The following is a 208-nucleotide window of genomic DNA, read 5'->3' as shown; positions in this document are numbered from 1 at the left end:
GTGGTTCTCCCTTGTTTTGGTGGGATAATAGAAGGAAAAAATGGTTGATTGCTTCAAATAATAAAGGTGGGAATTCATTGGGATATGGTAAAAGTTCTCAACTTTTCAGTAGTCCAAAAGCATACCAAAAATGGAAAGATAGTTTAACAGATAAAGAAATTACAGAAAATAATGTAAAGTTTGAAAATGGAACTTTGAAAGTTGGAAG

The 208-nt window shown here is 31.7% G+C and carries 1 protein-coding gene; it reads left to right on the top strand.

Annotation, left to right across the window (positions count from 1 at the left end; all coding sequences use genetic code 11):
• Positions 1–208: hypothetical protein (locus BT993_RS07410; protein ID WP_158007945.1), on the top strand; the 208-nt coding region annotated here is incomplete at both ends.

The sequence above is a fragment of the Streptobacillus ratti genome (assembly GCF_001891165.1).
GTDB lineage: Bacteria > Fusobacteriota > Fusobacteriia > Fusobacteriales > Leptotrichiaceae > Streptobacillus > Streptobacillus ratti.
This window is presented reverse-complemented; position numbering and strand designations above follow the sequence as displayed.